Origin of the sequence: Streptomyces sp. NBC_00209 (assembly GCF_045206345.1) — a bacterium.
In the GTDB taxonomy this organism is placed as follows: Bacteria; Actinomycetota; Actinomycetes; order Streptomycetales; family Streptomycetaceae; genus Streptomyces.
In genome coordinates, this window is record NZ_CP108121.1 from 962963 (window position 1) to 982148 (window position 19186).

Annotated in this window: 19 protein-coding genes and 2 pseudogenes; 16 read left to right on the top strand and 5 right to left on the bottom strand. The window is 72.4% G+C overall.

The genetic code is table 11. The features are described from left to right. Position 1 precedes the first annotated feature (1 nt). Complete coding sequence (locus OG867_RS04275; RefSeq protein WP_406282900.1) at positions 2–898, bottom strand: LysR family transcriptional regulator; 897 nt, start codon at positions 896–898, stop codon at positions 2–4. Between the two features lie 163 nt (positions 899–1061). Between OG867_RS04275 and OG867_RS04280 the strand changes: the two genes are divergently transcribed. After that, positions 1062–2615, top strand: coding sequence for a 3-hydroxyacyl-CoA dehydrogenase (locus OG867_RS04280; protein ID WP_406282903.1), 1554 nt, complete (start codon positions 1062–1064; stop codon positions 2613–2615). Positions 2616–2973: 358 nt separating this feature from the next. Here the strand turns inward: OG867_RS04280 and OG867_RS04285 are convergent. Next, positions 2974–3135, bottom strand: a pseudogene (locus OG867_RS04285) (AraC family transcriptional regulator); the annotation flags it as partial. Positions 3136–3336: 201 nt separating this feature from the next. Here OG867_RS04285 and OG867_RS04290 point away from each other — a divergent pair. Then, positions 3337–3681, top strand: coding sequence for a CU044_2847 family protein (locus tag OG867_RS04290; protein WP_328904509.1), 345 nt, complete (start codon positions 3337–3339; stop codon positions 3679–3681). A 4-nt stretch (positions 3682–3685) separates the two neighbouring features. On the opposite strand, the gene OG867_RS04295 is transcribed toward OG867_RS04290, so the two are convergent. Next, positions 3686–4816: a YihY/virulence factor BrkB family protein gene (locus OG867_RS04295; RefSeq protein WP_328904508.1), complete on the bottom strand. Its 1131-nt coding sequence runs from the start codon at positions 4814–4816 to the stop codon at positions 3686–3688. A gap of 74 nt (positions 4817–4890) precedes the next feature. Between OG867_RS04295 and OG867_RS04300 the strand changes: the two genes are divergently transcribed. From OG867_RS04300 to OG867_RS04365, 14 genes are all read left to right on the top strand, one after another. After that, a complete protein-coding gene (locus OG867_RS04300) occupies positions 4891–6528 on the top strand; it encodes an acyl-CoA dehydrogenase family protein (RefSeq protein ID WP_406282906.1) in 1638 nt (545 codons plus the stop codon). Between the two features lie 337 nt (positions 6529–6865). Beyond that, positions 6866–8080, top strand: coding sequence for a GAF domain-containing protein (locus OG867_RS04305; protein WP_406290749.1), 1215 nt, complete (start codon positions 6866–6868; stop codon positions 8078–8080). Between the two features lie 49 nt (positions 8081–8129). Next, a complete protein-coding gene (locus OG867_RS04310; RefSeq protein ID WP_406282909.1) occupies positions 8130–8726 on the top strand; it encodes a GNAT family N-acetyltransferase in 597 nt (198 codons plus the stop codon). A 185-nt stretch (positions 8727–8911) separates the two neighbouring features. Next, positions 8912–8995 (top strand): putative leader peptide, encoded by an 84-nt coding sequence (locus tag OG867_RS04315; RefSeq protein WP_309486338.1) that lies wholly within the window; start codon positions 8912–8914, stop codon positions 8993–8995. A 114-nt stretch (positions 8996–9109) separates the two neighbouring features. Next, positions 9110–10807, top strand: coding sequence for a nitrite/sulfite reductase (locus OG867_RS04320; protein WP_406282913.1), 1698 nt, complete (start codon positions 9110–9112; stop codon positions 10805–10807). Then, a complete protein-coding gene (locus tag OG867_RS04325) occupies positions 10804–10983 on the top strand; it encodes a hypothetical protein (protein WP_328903112.1) in 180 nt (59 codons plus the stop codon). Before OG867_RS04320 ends, OG867_RS04325 begins: the two co-directional genes overlap by 4 nt. After that, on the top strand, positions 10980–11696 hold the full coding sequence (locus tag OG867_RS04330; RefSeq protein WP_328903111.1) for a phosphoadenylyl-sulfate reductase: 717 nt from the start codon (positions 10980–10982) through the stop codon (positions 11694–11696). Before OG867_RS04325 ends, OG867_RS04330 begins: the two co-directional genes overlap by 4 nt. Positions 11697–11719: 23 nt before the next feature. Beyond that, positions 11720–12265: an adenylyl-sulfate kinase gene (cysC, locus tag OG867_RS04335; protein WP_018100635.1), complete on the top strand. Its 546-nt coding sequence runs from the start codon at positions 11720–11722 to the stop codon at positions 12263–12265. Further along, positions 12262–13197 carry a sulfate adenylyltransferase subunit CysD gene (gene cysD / locus OG867_RS04340; protein ID WP_328903110.1) on the top strand — a complete coding sequence of 312 codons (936 nt, stop codon included), beginning with the start codon at positions 12262–12264 and terminating at the stop codon, positions 13195–13197. Before cysC ends, cysD begins: the two co-directional genes overlap by 4 nt. Beyond that, positions 13198–14529 carry a sulfate adenylyltransferase subunit 1 gene (locus tag OG867_RS04345; RefSeq protein ID WP_406282919.1) on the top strand — a complete coding sequence of 444 codons (1332 nt, stop codon included), beginning with the start codon at positions 13198–13200 and terminating at the stop codon, positions 14527–14529. A gap of 243 nt (positions 14530–14772) precedes the next feature. Further along, entirely contained in the window at positions 14773–15885 is a 1113-nt protein-coding gene (locus OG867_RS04350) for an aliphatic sulfonate ABC transporter substrate-binding protein (RefSeq protein ID WP_328903108.1), read from the top strand. 34 nt (positions 15886–15919) lie between these two features. Next, positions 15920–16708 (top strand): ABC transporter ATP-binding protein, encoded by a 789-nt coding sequence (locus tag OG867_RS04355; RefSeq protein WP_328903107.1) that lies wholly within the window; start codon positions 15920–15922, stop codon positions 16706–16708. Beyond that, positions 16695–17606 carry an ABC transporter permease gene (locus OG867_RS04360; RefSeq protein ID WP_328903106.1) on the top strand — a complete coding sequence of 304 codons (912 nt, stop codon included), beginning with the start codon at positions 16695–16697 and terminating at the stop codon, positions 17604–17606. Before OG867_RS04355 ends, OG867_RS04360 begins: the two co-directional genes overlap by 14 nt. A 7-nt stretch (positions 17607–17613) precedes the next feature. Next, positions 17614–18372, top strand: a complete 759-nt coding sequence (locus tag OG867_RS04365; protein WP_406282924.1) for a sirohydrochlorin chelatase — start codon at positions 17614–17616, stop codon at positions 18370–18372. A gap of 24 nt (positions 18373–18396) precedes the next feature. On the opposite strand, the pseudogene OG867_RS04370 reads toward OG867_RS04365, so the two are convergent. Beyond that, positions 18397–18489: pseudogene (locus OG867_RS04370) on the bottom strand (disulfide bond formation protein DsbA); the annotation flags it as partial. 54 nt (positions 18490–18543) lie between these two features. Then, positions 18544–19125: a TIGR03086 family metal-binding protein gene (locus OG867_RS04375; protein ID WP_406282927.1), complete on the bottom strand. Its 582-nt coding sequence runs from the start codon at positions 19123–19125 to the stop codon at positions 18544–18546. Positions 19126–19186: the final 61 nt, after the last annotated feature.

The window sequence follows — 19186 nt, forward strand, 5'->3', positions numbered from 1 at the left end:
GTCAGCTCCCCGGTGTGGGCAGCGCCCGCTCCGCCACGTCCAGCACCGCGCGCAGGGCGGCCGACGGGTTGTCCGTCCGCCAGGCGAGCGCCGGCTGCCGTCTGATCGGCGGCCCGGCCAGCGGGCGGTAGACCAGGCCGCTGAGCTGGATGTGCTGGACGGAGGTGACGGTCAGCGTCACCCCGACGCCCGCCGCGACCAGCGCCAGGATGGTGTACGAGTCCGGCGCCTCCTGCACCACGCGCGGGCTGAACCCGGCCGCCTCGCACGCCTCGGTCATCGCGTCGCGCACCGTGGAGCCGGTGTTGGCGGGGAACGCGACGAACGGCTCCCCGGCCAGCGCGTCGAGCGGGATCTCGGCGCGGCCGGCGAGCGGATGGTCGAGGGGCAGCGCGCACACCAGCTCCTCCTCGTCGATCACCCGGCAGCTCACGCCGGGCGCCGTCACCGGAAGCCGGACGAACCCGAGATCGAGCGAGCCGTCCGCGACCCGGGCGAGCGCCACGTCGGCGTAGGTCTGGCCGGTCATGACGAGCTCGATGCCCGGGTGGGCGGCCCGCACCGCCCGGGTGAGCAGCGGCAGCGTCTCGTGACTGGACGCGCCCGCGAAGCCGATGCGGACCCTCCCGTACGCGCCCTGTCCGGCCGCCCTCGCGGCCCGTACCGCCGTGTCCAGATCGTCCAGCACCGTCCGCACCGGCTGGAGGAAGGACTCCCCGGCGCTGGTGAGCCGCACCGAGCGGGTGTTGCGTTCGAAGAGCTGGACGCCGAGCTCCTTCTCCAGGCGGCGGATCTGCTGGCTCAGCGGCGGCTGCGCCATCCGCAGCCGTCTGGCGGCGCGGCCGAAGTGCAGTTCCTCCGCCACGGCGAGGAACGCGGACAGATACCGCAGCTCCATACCGCCCCCTCCCCCGGGTCCGCCCTCATCATGGAGTCGGCGGTCATTGATTCGTCAGGCGTCTCGGTCCGAGCCTAATTCGGTATTGGACGGCGATCAAAGCCACTGAGAGCGTCGGCAGCGCGGGCACCCGGCCCGCCCCCGTGAGAGGACCGTGACCCGCATGCGTATCAGGATCGTCGGCGCCGGAGCCATGGGCCGCGGCATCGCCCAGTGGGCGGCCTCGGCCGGACACACCGTCGAGCTGTGCGACGTACGCGCCGAGGCGGTGGCGGACGCCGTCGCCTTCGTACGCTCCATGCTGGACCGGGCCGTGGCCAAGGGGCGGATGGCGGCGGCGGACGCGGAGTCGGCGGCGGAGCGGCTGGTCCCGCTGGACGACCCGTGGGCGGCGGGCCCCGACGTGGAGCTGGTGATCGAGGCCGTACGCGAGGACCTGGCGACCAAGGCCGAGGTGTTCGGCCGGCTCGAACAGGCGCTGCCCGCCTCCACCTTGTTCGCCACCAACACCTCCTCGCTCTCGGTGACCCGGATCGCCGCCGCGCTGAAGGACCCGACGCGCCTGGCCGGGCTGCACTTCTTCAACCCGGTGCCGCTGATGCGGATCGTGGAGGTGGTGCCCGGCGCGGCGACCCGGCCGGAGATCCCACCGCTGCTCACCTCGCTCGTGGAGGGCTGCGGCCACCGCGCGGTGACTGTCGCGGACACCCCGGGCTTCCTGATCAACCACGCCGGGCGCGGCCTGGTCACGGAGGCGCTGGCGCTGCTTGAGGAGGGAGTCGGGGAGCCCGCGGACATCGACCGGATCGCGCGCGATGTGCTGGGGCTCCGGATGGGCCCGTTCGAACTGATGGACCTCACCGGGCTCGATGTGACGGCCGCCGTCATCGACTCGATCTGGGAGGGCTTCCGTTACGAGGACCGGCTCCGCCCCTCCTTCCTCACCCCGAACCGGGTGGCGGCCGGGCTGCACGGCCGCAAGACCGGACGCGGCTGGTACGCGTACGGCCCCGAGGCCACCGGACCCGCGCCGGAGCCGCCGGTCACCGGGGACGCGGACCGCCCGGTGCACGTCTTCGCCCCGGACCCCGCGCGGGAGGCCGAAGCGGCCGCGCTCCGCGAGGCGCTGGCCTCGGCGGGCGCCGCCGTGGAGAGCGGGGAGCGACCGTCGGACGCGGCGGTCGTCCTGGTCCCGGTCTGGGGCACCCCGGTCGCCTCGGCGGTCGCCGCGCACGGGCTGCCCGCCGGGCGCACCTTCGGCGTCGACCCGCTGCCCGCGGCGGGGCGGCGACGCGTGCTCGCGGTGACCCCGGCGGCGGACGCGGCGGCGGCGCGGGACGCCCGCGCGGTGCTGGCCCGGGCCTCGGACGGCGGTGAGCCGTTCGCGGTGTCGGTGGTCCGGGACACGGCGGGCTCGGTCGCGCAGCGGCTGCTGGCCTCGGTCGTGTCGGTCGCCGCGTCCCTCGCGGAGCGCGCGCTCGCCGCCCCGGCCGACATCGACGTGGCCGTCACGACGGGGCTCGGCTATCCGGTGGGCCCGCTGGCCTGGGGCGACCGGATCGGCACGGTCAGGATGCTGGAGCTGCACCGGGCGCTGTACGCGTCGACGGGCGACCCGCGCCACCGCCCGACGCGCTGGGTCACGGAGCGCGCGGCGCTGGGGCTCGCGCTGACGGACCCGGGGACCTCGCCGGGGGATGTGCTCGGGGCCTCGTGACGGAGGTCCGCCCGGGCGCGGACCGGACCGTGACCGATTCGTACAAGACCCCGGCCCCGGGCCCCGCCTACGGTCGGTCCATGACTCCACGACTCGACGCGATCTCCCGGCCGGGACGTCGAGCCCCAGGCGCCGGTAGAAGGCGAGGGATGCGGGCAGGTCGGCGGTGGTGAGCGGGCACCTAGGGCGTGTTTCGAAAGTAGCGCCGTCCGCCCGCAGGGCGGGCCGGGCGGTGTCTGGTGCGTGCTCTCGGCGTGCCGGCCGCGATCCCTCGTACTGGACGTACTAGGGATCTCGGCCGGTGCGGCGAGAGTGCGTGCCAGGCGTCGCCCGGCAGGCGGGACTTTCGAAACACGCCCTAGGACCGGCCGAAGTACGCGGTCAGGGTGGCGCCGGCCAGGTCGCGCATGTCGCGCGCCAGGTGGGCCTGGTCGGCGCAGCCCGCCGCGAGTGCCGCGTCGGCGTACGGCAGCCCCGCGCGTACGAGGGCCGGGGCCCGCTGGAGGCGCAGCACCCGGGCCGGCGACGAGTAGCCGCTCCCCGCTCCAGAGCAGGTCCATGCAGCCGTCGGGCAGCACCGGATGGGCGGTGCCCGGCTCGACGGTCAGGGTCCACACCTTCGCGCCGTCCAGTCGCGACGCGCGCTCTGTATAGCTGTCGCCCATGCCACTAGTGTCGTTGACGGACACGGCGGCGTACGCAATCGGCTACGGGGGCGGTCATGGCGGCACTGATGGAGTTCACCACGGACAGTGGGGCGACGGTGACCGTGGAGGTCGACCGGCACGCGCCGGGCGCCCAGCTGGTGGCGCGGGACGGGCAGCACGCGCTGGCGCGTGCGGGGCGCACGTTCGACAGCGCGCTGGAGGGCATCCGCTCGGCGGCGGAGTCGGCGCTCGCCGTGTTCCGGGACGGGCGGCTGAAGCCGGACGGGGTGGAGCTGGAGTTCGGCGTGAAGATCACCTCGGAGGCGGGCGCGGTGATCGCGAAGAGCGCGCTGGAGGGCCATCTGACGGTGAAGCTGTCCTGGTCGCCGCGGTCGCAGAGCGCGCCGGACGCCGACTGAGCGCTCACTCGTCGTACGGGTTGGACCGGTCCGCTTCCTTCTCGCGCCCGGGCTTCTGGAGCCGGGACTTCACGTCGTCCGGCGGCAGGAACCGCGACCAGCGCTCGGGGAACTCGGAGGGCATGTACGGGCTGTCGCCCTCGTCGCCCTCGTCGTCGTCTCCGTCGTCCCCGTCGGCCGGCGGGCCGCCGTGCCAGCTCTCCGCCTGGGTGCGGGCGACGAACTCGGCGGCCTGGGCGGCGCGCACCCGGTCGTTCGCGGCGCGGGCGGCGGCCGTCGCCACCGAGGGCCAGACCCGGTCGATGGCCGCGTTGACCGCGGCGCCCACCAGCACCGCGAAGGCGGAGACGCCGATCCACAGCAGCACCGCGATGGGGGCGGCCAGGGATCCGTAGATCGTGGGGCCCTCGACCGTACTGGTCAGGTAGATCCGGAGCAGGAAGCTGCCGAACACCCACATCGCCAGGGCCACCAGGGCGCCCGGCATGTCCTCGATCCACGGCGAACGGACCGGCACGGACACGTGGTAGAGGGTGGTGAGGAAGGCGACCGAGAGCACGATGACCAGCGGCCAGTACAGGACGCTTATGACCTCGGTGCCCCACGGTATGAGCTCCACAACCCGGTCCGGGCCGACCACGAGCAGCGGCAGCACGACCGCGCCGAGCAGGAGCGCCACCACGTACAGCAGGAAGGCGAGCATCCGGGTCTTGACGATGCCGCGCTGGCCGTCGAGCCCGTACATGACGGTGATCGTGTCGATGAAGACGTTGACCGCGCGGGAGCCGGACCACAGGGCGATCGCGAAGCCGAGGGAGATGACGTCGGGCCGGGCGCCGGTCGTGACGTCGGACAGGAGCGGCTTGGCGAAGTCGTTGACGCCGCGCTCGGAGAGCATGGTGTGGGCCGCGCTGAGGATGTTGCGCTCGATGGACGCGACCGTCGCGGTGCTGGTCCACTCGTCCACGTAACCGAGCAGGCCGATCAGGCCGAGGAGCAGCGGGGGCAGGGACAGCAGGGTGAAGAACGCGGCCTCGGCGGCGAGTCCCAGGATGCGGTACTCCATGCACGAGTTGACCGTGTCCTTGAGCAGTTGCCAGGCGAGCTGCCGCTTGGAGACGTTGCGGTAGAGCACTCGGGCCCGGTGGAGCCGGCCCGGTGGCCGCTCGGGTGTTTCGTTTGCTGCCTGCACGTCCTTACCGTATCGGCATGACGACCACCCCCCACACCGTGTCCAACCAGGCCCCTCCCCTGCTCGGCCATGACGTCTTCGGCACGGACCGGGTACTCGGCGAGGCCGTGGAACGCCATCTTCCGCCCGAGCTCCTGGACGAGGCCCGGGACGGGCTCACCGCGCTCGGTCGGGCGGCCGGCTCCGCGCAGGCGGCGTCCTGGGGGACGCAGGCCAACGAGAACCCGCCGAAGCTGCGCACCCACGACCGCTACGGCCACCGCGTGGACGAGGTCGGCTTCCACCCGGCCTGGCACCGGCTGCTCGGGCACGCCGTCGGGGCCGGGCTGACCGACGCCTGGGACCGGCCGGGCGGGCATGTCCGCCGGGCGGCGGGTTTCCTGGTGTGGACGCAGGCGGAGGCGGGGCACGGCTGCCCGCTCTCCATGACGCACGCGGCGGTGCCGGCCCTGCGCGCCGAGCCGGAGGTGGCGGCCGCGTGGGAGCCGCTGCTGACCTCGCGGGTGTACGAGGAGGGGCTGCGGCCGCCCCTGCGGAAGGCCGGGGTGCTGCTGGGGATGGGCATGACGGAGAAGCAGGGCGGCTCGGGCGTACGGGCGAACACCACGCGCGCCGAGCCGCTGGCCGAGGACGGCGCATACGCGCTGACCGGGCACAAGTGGTTCTGCTCGGCGCCGATGTCCGACGGCTTCCTGGTCCTCGCGCAGGCCCCGGACGGTCTCACCTGCTTCCTGCTGCCCCGGGTGCTGCCGGACGGCGGCCGCAATCCGTTCGCGATCCAGCGGCTCAAGGACAAGCTGGGCAACCGGTCCAACGCCTCGGCGGAGGTCGAGTTCGACGGGTCGTGGGCGCGGCGGATCGGTGAGGAGGGGCGGGGCGTCCGCACGATCATGGGGATGGTGGCGGCGACCCGGCTGGACTGCGTGACCGGTTCGGCGGCGCTGATGCGGCAGGCGGTGGCGCAGGCGGTCCATCACACGACGCACCGGTCCGCGTTCGGCGGGCCGCTCGTGGACAAGCCGCTGATGCGCAATGTGCTGGCCGATCTGGCGGTGGAGTCGGAGGCGGCGACCGTGCTGGCGATGCGGCTCGCGGCGGCGTACGACGACGGCGGCGAGAGCGAGGCGGCGTTCCTGCGGATCGCGGTGCCGGCGGCGAAGTACTGGGTGACCAAGCGGTGCACGCCGCTGGTGGGCGAGGCGCTGGAGTGCCTGGGCGGCAACGGCTATGTGGAGGAGTCGGGGATGCCCCGGCTGCTGCGGGAGGCGCCGTTGAACTCCCTCTGGGAGGGGTCGGGGAACGTCCAGGCGCTGGACCTGCTGCGGGTGCTGCGGCGGGAACCGCTCGCGCTGAACGCGTTCCTCCAGGAGGTCGGGCGGGCCCGGGGCGCCGATCACCGGCTGGACGCGGCGATCAGGGACATGCTGACGGAGCTGGCCGACCTGGCGGGGATCGAGGCGCGGGCGCGCCGGGTCGTGGAGCGGATCGCGCTGGTGCTCCAGGGCTCGCTTCTGGTGCGCTGGGCGCCGCCCGAGGTGGCGGACGCCTTCTGCGCTTCGCGCCTGGGCGGGGACGGGGGCGCGGCGTTCGGGACCCTGCCGCACACCCTGGATCTGGCGTCGGTCGTGGCCCGGGCCCGGCCGGTGGACTCCTGACCGGGCGCAGCGACGGGGGGTGGTGCTGCGCCGACACGGCACCACCCCCCATGCTGTGCACACCGCACGTGAGGGCCGGGGGCCCCGCGGTGCGGTGTGCCGCCACTCTTGTACGGTCCGGGGGCCCTCGCCAGAGTTGCAGAGGGTTGCAACCATTGTGTGGAGTTGCGATATCGCGGCCCCGGCGGCGGCAGGATGGGGGCCCGGCCCGCGCACCGGGCCGGTAGTGGGGTGAGGGGGAACCGGCGTGGAGACGACTCCGGCGGACGTGCTGCGGCCGATTGTTCAGGAGAGCCCGCAGGCCAGACGGCAGGTGCACCGGTCCCGGGAGGCGCGGATGGCGGGCGACCGGATGCCCGCCGTGCCCCGGGCGGAGATCGGCGCCTCCTGGGACCGGGTGCTGCGCAGCGGCATCGATCCCGAGCAGACGACGCACAGCAGGCTGCTGGAGGCGGACGAGATCGAGCACCGGCGCCGCAGCTCGACGCTGGGCGAGGTGATGCCGCTGCTCAGCGACGGGCTGACGAGCATCGCGGACGCCTCGCAGCAGATCATGGTCGTCACCGATGTGGAGGGCCGGGTGCTGTGGCGCGAGGGCAACACGGGGGTGCTGCGCCGCGCCGACGACATCTGCCTCGCGGAGGGCGCGGCCTGGTCCGAGGAGATCACCGGCACCAACGCGATCGGTACGGCGCTCGCCTCCCGCGCCCCGGTGCAGGTGCACTCGGCGGAGCACTTCGTGCGCACGCTGCACGGCTGGACGTGCGCGGCGGCCCCGGTGCGCGATCCCCGGGACGGCCGGCTGATGGGGATCGTGGACATCAGCGGACCCGCGTCCACCTTCCACCCGACGACGCTGGCCCTGGTGCGGTCGGTGGCGCGGCTGGCGGAGAGCGAGATCCGGGTGCGGCACCTGGAGGCGGTGGACCGGCTGCGGGCGGTCGCCGCCCCGGTCCTGAGCCGGATCGGCGGCCGGGCGGTGGCGGTGGACGGCCACGGCTGGACGGCTGCGGTGACGGGGATGCCCCCGGTGGACCGGCTGCCGCTGCCGAAGTCGGTGGGGCCGGGCCGGGTGTGGCTGCCGTCGCTGGGGATGTGCCGGGTGGAGCCGCTGCCGGGCGGCTGGCTGGTCCAGGTGGCGGACGGGACGATGGACAGCCCGCCGCGCCGGGTGGTCCTCGATCTGAGCCGGCCGCGCGCGCTCGCGGTGAACGTGGTGAGCCCGGTGGGCACCTGGACACAGCGGCTGTCCCCGCGCCACGCCGAGCTGCTGTACGCGCTGGCGCTCCACCGGGACGGGCGTACGGCCTCCGAGCTGGCGCAGGACCTGTTCGGTGACGCGACCAGGACGGTGACGGTGCGGGCCGAGATATCGCGGCTGCGGCGCCATCTGGCCGAGGTCCTCGCGCACCGCCCGTACCGGTTCGGCGAGGGCGTGGAGGTGGAGGTGGTCCATCCGGAGCACCCGGCCGATCTGCTGCCGCGCTCGCAGGCCCCGGTGGTGGCGGCGGCGCGGGGTGCGCGTGAGCGGGAGGGGCCGGGGGCCCTGTGACCAGGGGCCGGGTGGGGCCAGGGGTGCGGGGCATGGTTGTCTGGCAGCCATGAGCGACCCCGTACGTCCCGCGCCACCGGCCTCCGAAGAGGTGACCATCTGGTCCCTGGAGCAGACCTCGCCCGATGATCTGCGGCCGTCCGCCGTGCCGGACGCGGAGGTCCGGATCGTGCGGTCCGAGGTGCCGCTGCCCGAGTTCAGCCGCTTCCTGTACACCGCGGTGGGCGGGGACATCCGGTGGACGGACCGCCTGGGCCTGACGTACGCGCAGTGGCAGGAGGCCCTGGAGCGGCCGGGCGCGGAGACCTGGGTGGCGTACGCGAACGGCACCCCGGCGGGCTACATCGAGCTGGACCCGCAGGACGACGGCGCGGTCGAGATCATGTACTTCGGGCTGATCCCGGCCTTCCGGGGGCGGCGGATCGGCGGTCATCTGCTGTCGTACGGCACGGCCCGCGCCTGGGACCTGGCCGAGCGGTGGCCGGAGCGGCCGGCGACGAAGCGGGTGTGGCTGCACACCTGCTCCAAGGACGGTCCGCACGCGAGGGACAACTACCTGAGGCGCGGCTTCCGGCTGTTCGACACGCGCACGGAGCTGGAGGAGCCGGTGGACACCCCCGGCCCGTGGCCGGGCTCCGGCCGCTGAGCGGTGCCCCGAGCACAGCCGTCACCGCTTCCGTAGCAAATCCCCTTGCTTGTCCGGTTTTACGCTCCACCCCGGCGCCCGCCACCCGCGTGACGGGCGCCACATCGTCTCACCAAACGGGACCATGTCGTCCACATCATGGATAGTGGTGGACTGCCGTGAGATTGCCATGACACGCTTCCGTCATGTCCGGAACTGGAATTGCCTTGGTGAGTCGACGCCACGTCGACCTCGGCCGCATGTCCAGCGCCATCTGTCCGGCGAGCTGAGAGTCCCAGCACCGCCGAGATCTCCTTTCTTCAGTTCAGCCCTGCGCACCGCCGCGCCTCACGCGAGTGTGCAGTTCAGAGCCGCCCTCCCGCAGTCCCGAAGGACGTACCGTCATGGCCGCAACCCCGGAAAAGCCTGCGCCCGCCGCGCCCCGCCGCAAGGTGGGCCGTCACCGCGGCGAAGGTCAGTGGGCCCTGGGGCACTACACCCCGCTCAACGGCAATGAGCAGTTCAAGAAGGACGACGACAGTCTCAACGTGCGGACACGCATTGAGACGATCTACTCCAAGCGCGGTTTCGACTCGATCGACCCCAACGACCTGCGGGGGCGCATGCGTTGGTGGGGGCTCTACACCCAGCGCAAGGCCGGCATCGACGGCGGCAAGACCGCGGTGCTGGAGCCCGAGGAGCTTGAGGACAAGTACTTCATGATGCGGGTCCGCATCGACGGCGGGAAGCTGACCACCGAGCAGCTACGCGTCATCGGCGAGATCTCGCAGGAGTACGCGCGGGGCAGCGCGGACATCACCGACCGGCAGAACGTCCAGATGCACTGGATCCGCATCGAGGACGTCCCGGCGATCTGGGAGAAGCTGGAGGCCGTCGGGCTCTCCACGACCGAGGCGTGCGGCGACTGCCCCCGCGTCATCATCGGCTCACCCGTGGCGGGCATCGCGGCCGACGAGATCATCGACGGCAGCCCGGCGGTCGAGGAGATCCACTCCCGCTACATCGGCAGCCCCGAATTCTCCAACCTGCCCCGCAAGTTCAAGACCGCGATCTCCGGCTCCCCGGTCCAGGACGTCGTCCACGAGATCAACGACATCGCCTTCGTGGGCGTCGAACACCCCGAGCACGGACCGGGCTTCGACCTCTGGGTCGGCGGCGGGCTCTCCACCAACCCCCGGCTGGCCGAACGCCTCGGCACCTGGGTGCCGTTGGACGAGGTGCCGGACGTCTGGGCGGGCGTCGTCGGCATCTTCCGCGACTACGGCTACCGGCGGCTGCGCAACCGGGCGCGGCTGAAGTTCCTCATGGCCGACTGGGGTCCGGCGAAGTTCCGCCAGATCCTGGAGGACGAGTACCTCAAGCGCCCGCTCCTTGACGGCCCCGCCCCGGCGGAGCCGAGCAGCCGGTGGCGCGACCACATCGGCGTCCACCAGCAGCAGGACGGCCGCTTCTACGTCGGCTTCGCCCCCCGGGTCGGCCGGGTCGACGGCTCGACGCTCGCCAAGATCGCCGAGCTGGCCGAGGCGCACGGCTCCGGCCGGGTCCGGACCACCGTCGAGCAGAAGATGATCATCCTCGACGTCGAGCAGGACCGGGTCGAGTCGCTGTCCGCCGGCCTGGAGTCGCTCGGCTTCCAGGTGCAGCCGTCCACCTTCCGGCGCGGCACGATGGCCTGCACCGGCATCGAGTACTGCAAGCTGGCGATCGTGGAGACGAAGGCGCGCGGCGCCTCGCTCATCGAGGAACTGGAGCGCAGGCTCCCGGACTTCGACGAGCCCCTGACCATCAACATCAACGGCTGCCCCAACGCCTGCGCCCGCATCCAGACCGCGGACATCGGGCTCAAGGGCCAGCTCGTCCTGGACGAGAACGGTGAGCAGGTGGAGGGCTACCAGGTCCACCTGGGCGGCGCCCTCGGCCTGGACGCCGGCTTCGGCCGCAAGGTGCGCGGCCTGAAGGTCACCTCGGCCGAACTGCCCGACTACGTGGAGCGCGTGCTCGGCCGGTTCCAGGAGGAGCGCGAGAGCGACGAGCGCTTCGCGACCTGGGCGGCCCGCGCCAGTGCGGAGTCGCTGTCATGAGCGAGCGCGCCGCCCCGTTCCACTGCCCGTACTGCGGGGACGAGGATCTGCGTCCGCACGAGGCCGGGCACGGGGCGTGGGAATGCGCCTCCTGCAATCGGGCGTTCCAGCTGAAGTTCCTGGGCCTGCTGAGCCGGGGACTGAAGACCAACGACGTTGGAGGGGACGGGATATGACGGTCGCTCAGAACATCGACACGCTCACCGGTGAGGAGCTGCGGGAGCTCGCCGAGCGGGCCGGGCGCGAGCTGGAGGACGCCTCCGCGCTCGACATCCTGAAGTGGGCCGCCGACACCTTCGGGCCCCGGTTCTGCGTCACGTCCTCGATGGAGGACGCGGTCGTCGCGCACCTCGCCTCCCGGGTGATGCCCGGTGTGGACGTCGTGTTCCTCGACACCGGCTACCACTTCGAGGAGACCATCGGGACCCGGGACGCGGTGGACGCGGTGATGGACGTCAACGTGATCACGCTGACCCCGCGTCGGACGGTCGCCGAGCAGGACGCCGAGTACGGGCCGAAGCTGCACGACCGCGACCCCGACCTCTGCTGCAAGCTGCGCAAGGTCAAGCCCCTGGAAGAGGGCCTGACCGCGTACGCCGCCTGGGCGACCGGGCTGCGCCGCGACGAGTCCCCGACCCGGGCGAACACCCCGGTGGTGGGCTGGGACGAGAAGCGCCGGAAGGTGAAGGTCTCGCCGATCGCCCGCTGGACCCAGGACGACGTGGACGCCTACGTCGCCGAGCACGGGGTGCTCACCAACCCGCTGCTGATGGACGGTTACGCCTCCGTGGGCTGTGCGCCCTGCACCCGCCGGGTGCTGGAGGGCGAGGACGCCCGGGCCGGCCGCTGGGCCGGGCGCGGCAAGACCGAGTGCGGGCTGCACGGCTGATGACGACTGATCAGGAGACTTCGATGAGCGTGACGGAGACGGGGGCCACCGTCTGGCTGACCGGTCTGCCGAGCGCCGGCAAGACCACCATCGCCTACGAACTCGCCGGGCGGCTGCGCGCCGAGGGCCACCGCGTGGAGGTGCTCGACGGCGACGAGATCCGCGAGTTCCTCTCGGCGGGCCTCGGCTTCTCACGCGAGGACCGGCACACCAACGTGCAGCGGATCGGCTTCGTCGCCGAGCTGCTGGCGGCGAACGGCGTCAAGGTGCTGGTCCCGGTCATCGCCCCGTACGCGGACAGCAGGGACGCCGTCCGCAAGCGGCACCAGGCCGAGGGAACCGCGTATCTGGAGGTGCACGTCGCCACTCCGGTCGAGGTGTGCTCGGAGCGCGATGTGAAGGGTCTTTACGCCAAGCAGGCGGCGGGCGAGATCAGCGGCCTCACCGGGGTGGACGACCCCTACGAGGCGCCCGAGTCACCCGATCTGCGGATCGAGTCGCACCGCCAGACCGTGCAGGAGTCCGCGGCGGAGCTGTACGCGCTGCTGAGCGAGAGGGGTGCGGCGTGACGACCGTCGCGACTGTGCAAGAGGGCACCGATCATCCGTACGCGCTGAGCCACCTGGACTCGCTGGAGTCCGAGGCGGTGCACATCTTCCGCGAGGTGGCGGGTGAGTTCGAGCGGCCGGTGATCCTGTTCTCGGGCGGCAAGGACTCGATCCTGATGCTGCACCTGGCGCTCAAGGCGTTCGCGCCGGCGCCGGTGCCGTTCACCCTGCTGCACGTGGACACCGGTCACAACTTCCCCGAGGTGCTGGAGTACCGCGACCGCACGGTCGCCGAGCACGGGCTGCGGCTGCACGTCGCGTCCGTGCAGGAGTACATCGACGCCGGCAAGCTCCGCGAGCGCCCGGACGGCACCCGCAACCCGCTCCAGACCGTGCCGCTGACCGAGGCCATCCAGCAGCACCGCTTCGACGCGGTGTTCGGCGGCGGCCGGCGCGACGAGGAGAAGGCGCGCGCCAAGGAGCGGGTCTTCTCGCTGCGCGACGAGTTCTCCCAGTGGGACCCGCGCCGCCAGCGCCCCGAGCTGTGGCAGCTCTACAACGGCCGGCACGCCGCAGGCGAGCACGTCCGGGTCTTCCCGATCTCCAACTGGACCGAGCTGGACGTCTGGCAGTACATCGAGCGCGAGGGGATCCAGCTGCCGGAGATCTACTTCGCCCACGAGCGCGAGGTCTTCAACCGCAACGGCATGTGGCTGACCGCGGGCGACTGGGGCGGGCCCAAGGAGCACGAGAAGACCGAGACCCGCCAGGTGCGCTACCGCACGGTCGGCGACATGTCCTGCACCGGGGCCGTCGACTCCGACGCCACCACGCTGGACGCCGTGATCACCGAGATCGCCGCCTCCCGGCTCACCGAGCGGGGCGCGACCCGCGCCGACGACAAGATGTCCGAGGCCGCGATGGAAGACCGTAAGCGCGAGGGGTACTTCTAAATGACCACCACAGCTGAGCAGTTGAGCACCACCACACTCCTGCGCTTCGCCACCGCCGGGTCCGTCGACGACGGCAAGTCCACCCTCGTGGGACGCCTGCTGCACGACTCCAAGTCGGTCCTCACGGACCAGCTGGAGGCCGTCGAGCACGCCTCGCGCAACCGGGGCCAGGAGGCGCCGGACCTGGCGCTGCTGACCGACGGACTGCGCGCCGAGCGCGAGCAGGGCATCACCATCGACGTCGCCTACCGCTACTTCGCCACGCCCAGGCGCCGGTTCATCCTCGCCGACACCCCGGGCCATGTGCAGTACACCCGCAACATGGTCACCGGCGCCTCCACGGCCGAGCTGGCCGTGGTCCTGGTCGACGCCCGCAACGGGGTGGTCGAGCAGACCCGCCGGCACGCCGCCGTCGCCGCCCTGCTGCGCGTCCCGCACGTGGTCCTGGCCGTCAACAAGATGGACCTGGTGGACTACGCGGAGCCGGTGTTCGCCGCCATAGCCGAGGAGTTCACCGCGTACGCGGCCTCCCTCGGGGTCCCCGAGATCACCGCGATCCCGATCTCCGCGCTGGCCGGCGACAACGTCGTGGAGCCGTCCGCCCACATGGACTGGTACGGCGGCCCGACGGTCCTGGAGCACCTGGAGACGGTCCCGGTCAGCCATGACCTGACCGGCTGCCACGCCCGCTTCCCGGTCCAGTACGTGATCCGGCCGCAGACCGTGGAGCACCCGGACTACCGGGGCTACGCGGGCCAGATCGCCGCCGGGGCGTTCCGGGTCGGCGAGTCCGTGACCGTGCTGCCCTCGGGCCGTACGTCCACGATCGAGGGCATCGACCTGCTCGGGGACTCCGTGGACATCGCCTGGGCGCCCCAGTCGGTGACCCTGCGCCTGGCGGACGACATCGACGTCTCGCGCGGCGACCTCATCGCGCCGGTGGACGACGCGCCGGCCGTCACCCAGGACGTCGAGGCGACCGTCTGCCACGTCGCGGACGAACCGCTCACCGTGGGCCGGCGGGTGCTGCTCAAGCACACCACGCGCACGGTCAAGGCGATCGTCAAGGACATCCCCTCGCGGCTGACCCTGGACGACCTCTCGCAGCACCCGGCCCCGGGCAAGCTGGTCGCCAACGACATCGGCCGGGTCGTCGTCCGGACCGCGGAGCCGCTGGCGCTCGACGCGTACGCCGACTCGCGCCGCACCGGTTCCTTCCTGCTGATCGACCCGGCGGACGGCACCACCCTCTCGGCGGGCATGGCGGGCGCCTCGTTCGCCGCCGCCGAGGAGCCGCCGGCCGCGGACGACGACGCGGAGTGGGACTTCTGATGGGCATCGACGTCTTCTCGACCTTCGCGAAGGAGGGCGGCCGCGTCGGCAGCGGCGCGCTGGGCAGCGGCCAGGGCGGAGTCGGGCGATGTGCGCGATGACGTACGCGCACTGCCTGCGCGCCCGGCAGCACCAACAGCTCCGCACGCACCGCCCGCATCGACGAAGACCCGCCGACTTCCCGGCCGCGCCCCCGCACGTACGAGGGGCGTGAGCACCGGGCCTCCGAGAGGAAGACCTCCCGTGCCTGCCCCCCGTACCACGCGTCGCCGCAGTATCGCCGCCGTCGCCGCGCTGCCCCTGCTGGCCGTGGCTCTGACCGCCTGCGGCTACGGCTCCGAGTCGACGGACGACGACGCCAAGAAGGTCAACGCGGCCAGCGGCAGGAAACTCTCCGCCGACACCGTGCGCATCGGGTACTTCCCGAACCTCACGCACGCCACCGCGCTCGTGGGCGACCAGGAAGGTCTGTTCCAGAAGGAGCTGGGCGGCACCCAGCTCAAGACCGCCACCTTCAACGCCGGCCCGTCCGAGATCGAGGCGCTGAACGCCAACTCGATCGACATCGGCTTCATCGGCCCCTCGCCGTCCATCAACGGCTACACCAAGTCCAAGGGCCAGAACCTGCGGATCATCGGCGGCTCCGCGTCCGGCGGCGTCAAGCTCGTCGTGAACCCGAAGAAGATCAAGACCCTGGACGACCTCAAGGGCAAGAAGATCGCCACCCCGCAGCTCGGCAACACCCAGGACGTGGCGTTCCTCAACTGGATCTCCGAGAAGGGCTGGAAGGTCGACGCCCAGAGCGGCAAGGGTGACGTCTCCGTCGTCCGTACGGACAACAAGGTGACGCCCGACGCCTACCGCTCCGGTTCCATCGACGGCGCCTGGGTCCCCGAGCCGACCGCCTCCAAGCTGGTCGCCGAGGGTGCGAAGGAACTGCTGAACGAGTCGACGCTGTGGCCGGACGACAAGTTCGTGATCACCAACATCATCGTGTCGCAGAAGTTCCTGAAGGAGCACCCGGACGTGGTCGAGGCCGTGCTGCGCGGCTCGGTGAGGACGAACGCCTGGATCAACGCCAACCCGGACAAGGCGAAGGACTCCGCGAACGCCGCGCTGAAGAAGCTCACCGGCAAGGAGCTGCCGGCCGAGGTCATCGACCCCGCCTGGAAGTCGATCCAGATCACCGACGACCCGCTGGCCGCGACGCTCGACGCGCAGGCCCAGCACGCGGTGAAGGCCGGTCTGCTGGAGGAGCCCGACCTCAAGGGCATCTACGACCTGCAGCCGCTCAACGAGATCCTCAAGGCCGCGGGCAAGCCCGAGGCCGACGACGCCGGCCTCGGCGTCAAGTAACCAGCCGCCCGAAGACTCCCAGGAGGTGACGACCATGGCGAACACCCTCACCAAGGCCGAGGACCGTGTCCAGGTCGGGCACGCCGCTCGTATCGCGCATGTCTCGAAGTCCTTCACCGGGCCCGCGGGAAGCCAGCTGGTCCTGGACGACATCAGTCTCGATGTCGCCCCGGGCGAGTTCGTCACCCTCCTGGGAGCCTCCGGGTGCGGCAAGTCGACCCTGCTCAATCTGGTGGCCGGGCTCGACCGGCCGACCGGGGGCAGCATCGAGACCCCCGGCGGCCGTCCCGCGCTGATGTTCCAGGAGCACGCCCTGTTCCCGTGGCTGACCGCGGGCAAGAACATCGAACTGGCCCTGCGCCTGCGCGGGGTGCCGAAGACGCAGCGCCGCGCGGAGGCGGAGCGGCTGCTGGAACTGGTCCGGCTCGGCGGGGCGTACGGGAAGCGGGTGCACGAGCTGTCCGGCGGTATGCGGCAGCGGGTGGCGATGGCCCGCGCGCTCGCCCAGGACAGCCAACTGCTGCTGATGGACGAGCCGTTCGCCGCACTCGACGCCATCACCCGCGATGTGCTGCACGACGAGCTGACCCGGATCTGGCGCGAGACGAACGTCTCGGTCCTCTTCGTCACACACAACGTGCGCGAAGCCGTCCGCCTCGCCGAGCGCGTGGTGCTGCTCTCCTCCCGCCCCGGCCGGATCGCCCGTGAGTGGACGGTCGACATCGAGCAGCCGCGCCGTATCGAGGACACCGCCGTCGCGGAACTGTCCGTCGAGATCACCGAACAACTGCGTGGGGAGATCCGCCGCCATGGCCAGCACTGACATCAAGTCGGACGAGGCGGGGTCCGGCGGGAGTCGGAAGCCGGACGACCTGGCCGGGCTCGAAGCCGGTCTGGACGCCCTGGACGCGGTGCAGGTGCAGCGCACCCCGGTGCGCGAGGTCCTGCTGCGCAAGGTCCTGCCCCCGCTCACCGCGGTGGCCCTGGTCCTGGTCGTCTGGCAGCTGCTCGTCTGGGGCGAGGTGACCGAGGACTACAAGCTGCCCTCGCCGTCCGCCGTCTGGGACAGCGCCCACGACATGTGGCTGCAGGGCACGCTGCTGGAGGTGGTGTGGACCAGCGTCTCGCGCGGTCTGCTCGGCTTCCTGCTGTCGGTCGCGATCGGCACCCCGCTCGGGCTGGTGGTCGCCCGGGTGAAGTTCGTCCGGGCCGCGATCGGCCCGATCCTGTCCGGGCTCCAGTCCCTGCCCTCGGTGGCCTGGGTGGCGCCGGCGGTGATCTGGCTCGGGCTGAACGACTCGATGATGTTCGCGGTCATCCTGCTCGGCGCGGTGCCCTCGATCGCCAACGGCCTCGTCTCGGGCGTCGACCAGGTGCCCCCGCTCTTCCTGCGGGCCGGTCGCACCCTGGGCGCGACCGGGCTGCGCGGCACCTGGCTGATCGTGATGCCGGCCGCCCTGCCGGGCTATCTGGCGGGCCTCAAGCAGGGCTGGGCGTTCTCCTGGCGTTCGCTGATGGCCGCCGAGATCATCGCCTCGTCCCCGGATCTCGGCCTCGGGCTCGGGCAGTTGATGGAGAACGGCCGCAACAACGCGGACATGCCGGGGATCTTCCTCGCCATCATCCTCATCCTGTTCGTCGGTATCGCCATCGACCTGCTCATCTTCAGCCCGCTGGAGCGGTGGGTGCTGCGCAGCCGCGGTCTCCTCGTCAAGAACTGAGCCTTCCATGTCCTCTCCGGTCCTCCTCGTCATCGCCCACGGCAGCCGCGATCCGCGGCACGCCGCGACCGTGCACGCGCTCACCTCGCGGGTACGGGCGCAGCGGCCGGGGCTCCGGGTGGAGACGGCCTTCCTGGACTTCAACGCGCCCTCGATGCCGCGGGTCCTGGAACGGCTGGCCGCCGAGGGCACGCCCGAGGTGGTGGCGCTTCCGCTGCTCCTCACCCGGGCGTTCCACGCCAAGTCGGACATCCCGGCGGTGCTGCGCGAGGCCCGCGCGGCGCTGCCCCGGCTGCGGGTCCGGCAGGCCGAGGTGCTCGGCCCGTCGCCGCTGCTGAACGCCGCGCTGGAACGGCGGCTGTACGAGGCCGGGGTGCGCCCCGGCGACCGAAGCTCGACCGGGCTCGTCCTGGCCTCGGCGGGCTCATCAGACCCGGAGGCGATCGCAGTGATCGCTGAAATCGCGCGGGAGCTGCGGCACACCGGTTGGTGTTCCGTGCGGCCTGCGTTCGCCTCCGCATCCCTTCCGCGTACCGAGGACGCGGTACGTGCCCTGCGGGCCGACGGGGTCCGCCGCGTGGCGGTCGCCCCGTATGTGATCGCGCCCGGCCGCCTCCCGGACCGCATCGCGGCGGGGGCGGCCGAGGCCGGCGCGGACGTACTGGCCGGGGTGCTGGGCCCGGCCCCGGAGCTGGCCCGGCTGCTGCTCGACCGCTACGACGAGGCGAACGCGGCCGCGGCGCGGCCGGTCGCGGTCAGCGCCTGAGCCGGGCGGCGCGGCGGTCCCGGGTCAGCCGACGTCGATGCCGCCCGTACGGGTGCGCTTGAGCTCGAAGAAGTCGGCGTGGCCGGCGAGCACCCGGAAGCTGTCGAAGAGCCCAGCCAGCCGGTGGCGCACTCCCCCGGGCCATTCGGCGCCCCTCCGCCTGGGCCGTTCTCAGCCGGCGGTCCCCTGCGGGTCGCGCCCGCTCAGCGCCAGGGCGCGGGTGAATCCGGTGGCGCCGGGGGCGTCCACCTCGTCGGTGAACCCCTCGTACTGACGGTAGAGCGCGGCGGTCTTCTCGACGGTGGCCAGGATGTACGCGGCGGCCTCCTCGGAGAGCCGGAACTCCTGGCCGGTGGCGCGGGCCACGTCCCAGCCGTGCAGCGCGATCTCCTCGATGAGCATCGCGGCGGTGTCGGCGGCCGGGGACGCGGAGTCGCCCTCGCCGATGGTGCCCTCCCAGACGGCCGGGTCGGACCAGGCGGCGACGGCCCGGTCGAGCTGGGCGGCGTACCGCTCGGCCCAGTCGGTGTCGGCGGTGAAGTCGCGGGCGATCAGCTCCTCGGGGATCTCGGTGCGCCGGGCGCGGTGCTCCATGCCGTGCGAGGTGTAGAGGACCCAGTGGTTGACGAGGGTGCGCAGGTCCCAGTCCGCGCAGGGGGTGGCGGTGGCGTCCAGCTGTGCGGCGGTGACGCCCCGGGCCACGCGGGCGGCCTCGGCGGCGCATTCGGTCATGTGGGCGTGCTCGTTCTTCATGCACCCCAACCTAGGCGGGCGTGCGCCGCCGGTCTTGAAGAAAGGCGACAGGTGCCGGGCG

Coding starts and splice junctions, on each gene's coding strand:
- OG867_RS04345 (WP_406282919.1), top strand. CDS start 13,198: ATGACCACCACAGCTGAGCAGTTGAGCACCACCACACTCCTGCGCTTC.
- OG867_RS04355 (WP_328903107.1), top strand. CDS start 15,920: ATGGCGAACACCCTCACCAAGGCCGAGGACCGTGTCCAGGTCGGGCAC.
- OG867_RS04310 (WP_406282909.1), top strand. CDS start 8,130: ATGAGCGACCCCGTACGTCCCGCGCCACCGGCCTCCGAAGAGGTGACC.
- OG867_RS04280 (WP_406282903.1), top strand. CDS start 1,062: ATGCGTATCAGGATCGTCGGCGCCGGAGCCATGGGCCGCGGCATCGCC.
- OG867_RS04320 (WP_406282913.1), top strand. CDS start 9,110: ATGGCCGCAACCCCGGAAAAGCCTGCGCCCGCCGCGCCCCGCCGCAAG.
- OG867_RS04305 (WP_406290749.1), top strand. CDS start 6,866: ATGGCGGGCGACCGGATGCCCGCCGTGCCCCGGGCGGAGATCGGCGCC.
- OG867_RS04290 (WP_328904509.1), top strand. CDS start 3,337: ATGGCGGCACTGATGGAGTTCACCACGGACAGTGGGGCGACGGTGACC.
- cysC (WP_018100635.1), top strand. CDS start 11,720: ATGAGCGTGACGGAGACGGGGGCCACCGTCTGGCTGACCGGTCTGCCG.
- OG867_RS04300 (WP_406282906.1), top strand. CDS start 4,891: ATGACGACCACCCCCCACACCGTGTCCAACCAGGCCCCTCCCCTGCTC.
- OG867_RS04315 (WP_309486338.1), top strand. CDS start 8,912: ATGTCCGGAACTGGAATTGCCTTGGTGAGTCGACGCCACGTCGACCTC.
- OG867_RS04365 (WP_406282924.1), top strand. CDS start 17,614: ATGTCCTCTCCGGTCCTCCTCGTCATCGCCCACGGCAGCCGCGATCCG.
- OG867_RS04325 (WP_328903112.1), top strand. CDS start 10,804: ATGAGCGAGCGCGCCGCCCCGTTCCACTGCCCGTACTGCGGGGACGAG.
- OG867_RS04330 (WP_328903111.1), top strand. CDS start 10,980: ATGACGGTCGCTCAGAACATCGACACGCTCACCGGTGAGGAGCTGCGG.
- OG867_RS04375 (WP_406282927.1), bottom strand. CDS start 19,125: ATGAAGAACGAGCACGCCCACATGACCGAATGCGCCGCCGAGGCCGCC.
- OG867_RS04360 (WP_328903106.1), top strand. CDS start 16,695: ATGGCCAGCACTGACATCAAGTCGGACGAGGCGGGGTCCGGCGGGAGT.
- OG867_RS04275 (WP_406282900.1), bottom strand. CDS start 898: ATGGAGCTGCGGTATCTGTCCGCGTTCCTCGCCGTGGCGGAGGAACTG.